Source organism: Moorena bouillonii PNG (assembly GCF_001942495.1).
Classification (GTDB): Bacteria; Cyanobacteriota; Cyanobacteriia; order Cyanobacteriales; family Coleofasciculaceae; genus Moorena; species Moorena bouillonii.
Map to the genome: position 1 here is coordinate 4661445 of NZ_MKZS01000001.1, position 3145 is coordinate 4664589.

The following is a 3145-nucleotide window of genomic DNA, read 5'->3' on the forward strand; positions in this document are numbered from 1 at the left end:
CCTAGCCCCCCAATTTTGGGGGGAAATTGAGTTAAAGTCCCCCAGAATTGGGGGACCCACGGGGGCAAATGCGTAAGTCCTATTTACTATTGATTACGAATAACGTCCCTGCCTTAACCGTAGACCTTTTGCAAAAGTCAATTAGCAGGTAACTATCGTAGTTATCACGCTGTTGTTGGCTATTTACGCAAGAGGTCTCGTCTTTCCCGATGCTTCTTAATATAAGTTAACATTAAAAACTATTAAATGTGTCGTGAAAACCACCCAATTTAAGAATATAATTATAAGTTTAATTTTGACTTAACATAAGATCCCCAAAACAAGCTAAACCTAGATGGTCAATCCTGGGAATTGTCAAGGTTTGGTAACACTTGGTTGTTATTCGAGTCAGTGTGATGCACATTGGATTTCTCAACCCTCACGGTAATTTTGACCATAAAAATAGCTACATTAGCGAACATCCCGATTTCGGTGGTCAGTTGGTCTATGTCAGGCAAGTCGCAGATGCGATCGCAAAACAAGGTCACCAAGTAGATATTCTCACCCGCCAAATCATTGATCCGGATTGGCCAGAATTTGCCGAGACATTTGATGGCTATGGGAGTGTAGACAACCTCCGGATTATCCGATTGCCAGCCGGACCACAAGAGTTCCTGCGCAAGGAGTTGTTATGGCCCCATCTCGTCCAAGACTGGGTACCAAACATCCTGGAATTTTATCGAGAGGAAGGTAAGTTCCCCGATATCATGACTACCCACTACAGTGATGGGGGAGTGTGTGGGGTGCTGATTGAGCAACAGACAGGGATACCTTTTACTTTCACAGGTCATTCCCTGGGGGCTCAAAAAATGGATAAACTCCAGGTCACTCCTGAGAATCTGGCTCAAATCGATCACTATTACAATTTCCGATACCGGATCCTAGCGGAACGGTTGAGCATGAATCACTCAGCCCTCAATATTACTAATACGGCACAAGAGCGGTTCCAACAGTACAGTCATCATGCTTATCGTGGAGCAGTGGATGTAGAAGCTGATCATCGATTTGCCGTGATTGCACCGGGAGTCAATGCCTCTGTGTTTGGTTCCGATGCGATCGCTCATAATGAACAAGCGACTTATCAACTGATTGAAGAGCGATTGCAGCGGGACATCAGTGAGTCACGGCGCAATCTACCAGCTATCTTGGCATCCAGCCGTTTAGATCCCAAGAAAAACCTCCTAGGTTTAGTGCAAGCCTTTGCTGAAGATGTGATAGTGCAACAGAAAGCCAATGTGGTGCTGATTACTGGTGGCTTGGATAACCCTTTGCAAGAAAAAGTCCACGATCAACAGACCGAAAAACTAGTAATCGGTCCCATCCGGGAAATAGTACGAGAAAAAAATTTGTGGGGTAAAATTAGCGCTTTTTCAGTACCCGATCAACCAGCACTAGCCGCCTCCTATCGGTATTTTGCTCAGCGTGGTTCCGTGTTTACTCTTACCTCTTTGTTTGAACCCTTTGGTCTTGCTCCTTTAGAAGCAGCAGCAGCAGGATTACCGATAGTGGTGACAAAAAATAGTGGTGTAGGTGAAAGTCTGAAAGTAGGAGATGAAGACTATGGTATGTTAGTTGATCCCAGCGATCCAGCAGATATTGCTAGAGGAATCAGGGAAATACTTTGTGATCAACACCTGTGGCAAAGGTTACAGAAACGTTGTCAGCAGTATATTTTGGAATATTACACCTGGGATAGCACCGCTTTAAACTACTTGAGCCGAATCAAACAGATTATTTCTGAACCATCAGCAAATCCTGGTGTTGAATTACTTCCGATCCATTGTTATTTCCGTGCTCCACAGCCAGAGAATGATATTTCTTTGGAAGAATTGAGCGACTGGTATTTTGTTGACGATTATAGCAATCCTATCTGATTCGTCAAATATATTAGCCGAATAGTGGCAACCTATATCGCTACAACCCTTGCCCAGCAAATATTTGCGAGTTTTAATAAAATACAAATAATTGAGGATTGCTATAGCTGTCGCGCTTTTTTTTTATACAATTTTTTGTGGTTACGATTTTTTATGATACAATGCTTTAAGAACAAAGTAAAAAATAATTAAAAGCCTGCTACAGAGAGACTTAGCAGTTCGTTGAAGTGACAGATATGAGTCGATAGACGTTTGAAGTTCTAGTAGAAACCTACATTTGTTATGAAAGTAACTCCAGAGCAGATTAAGAGTGTATACGACCAAAGCAATGCTGTTCAACATTACTTATCTAAAAGTCGCCGTGACGGTGTAAAAGTTGATTGGGAGGAGCCGTTCTCTCGTTCAGTGTTTAAGCAAGCAATCGCCCCAGTGAGCAAAAATAAGGGGGAGAAACTACGGGTTGTTGATGTTGGTTCAGGCACAGGTGATGGATATGTTTTGCTGTCAACGCTATTGTTAAAGGACCCTGAACTAAGTGGTAGGTATGAGCTAGAGTACTTGGGAGTTGATATTAGTACCCAAATGGTGGAAACTGCCATAAATTTATATGGTAACCACAGTAACGTTGGGTTTGAATGTGCGGATATTCGGACTAGCAAGCTGGCTCGACCCTTCGATTTATATCTTTCTTGCGGCGTTCCCTACTCTCATCTGACTCACAAGGAGCTTGACCAAGCCTTAAAGATGATTGTGACCAATGTTTGCGAGAATCGCTCCCGGTGTGCTGTGATTGTGGATGTTTTGGGGCGCTACAGTATCGAGTGGACACCCCAATGGCAGAACAGCCGTTGGAATTACTCCATGAGCTTTTTCCAGAGCGAAGGGGATAAAGACCCTACATGGATGAGTTTTTACTCCCATGAACACTTGCAAGAAATTATGCAGCAGGCAGCCAATGCCGTAGGCTGTCCTGTTGAGAAGTTTCAGTTTTTCGATCGCTCGATTATGGTTGGTCGCCATACCTCAACAAGGCAGTTTAACCCAGGGTTGCCCAAGTATCGCGACCTTGTAAATAGTTTGCTCTCACCCTCACAACAGACAGACTTAAGCCAACTAATCTTCCGAGTCGAGTTAGGAGCGGCACCAGAGCACATCTTAGATTTCTTCAGGAAATTCTCTAGGGCGTGTCTGCAAACCCAATAATTTAGGTTAGAGAGATTTGCAATCGCGAG

Annotated in this window: 2 protein-coding genes; both read left to right on the forward strand. The window is 43.6% G+C overall.

Annotated features, from left to right (window positions below; genetic code table 11):
• The first annotated feature begins 395 nt into the window (after window positions 1-395).
• Complete coding sequence (locus BJP37_RS18900) at window positions 396-1913, forward strand: glycosyltransferase (RefSeq protein ID WP_075901046.1); 1518 nt, start codon at window positions 396-398, stop codon at window positions 1911-1913.
• Window positions 1914-2195: 282 nt separating this feature from the next.
• Window positions 2196-3116 (forward strand): class I SAM-dependent methyltransferase, encoded by a 921-nt coding sequence (locus BJP37_RS18905; RefSeq protein WP_075901048.1) that lies wholly within the window; start codon window positions 2196-2198, stop codon window positions 3114-3116.
• Window positions 3117-3145 lie beyond the last annotated feature (29 nt).

What these genes read in the sequence shown, in the direction of transcription:
- BJP37_RS18905 (WP_075901048.1), top strand. Translation starts at nt 2,196, where the DNA reads ATGAAAGTAACTCCAGAGCAGATTAAGAGTGTATACGACCAAAGCAAT.
- BJP37_RS18900 (WP_075901046.1), top strand. Translation starts at nt 396, where the DNA reads ATGCACATTGGATTTCTCAACCCTCACGGTAATTTTGACCATAAAAAT.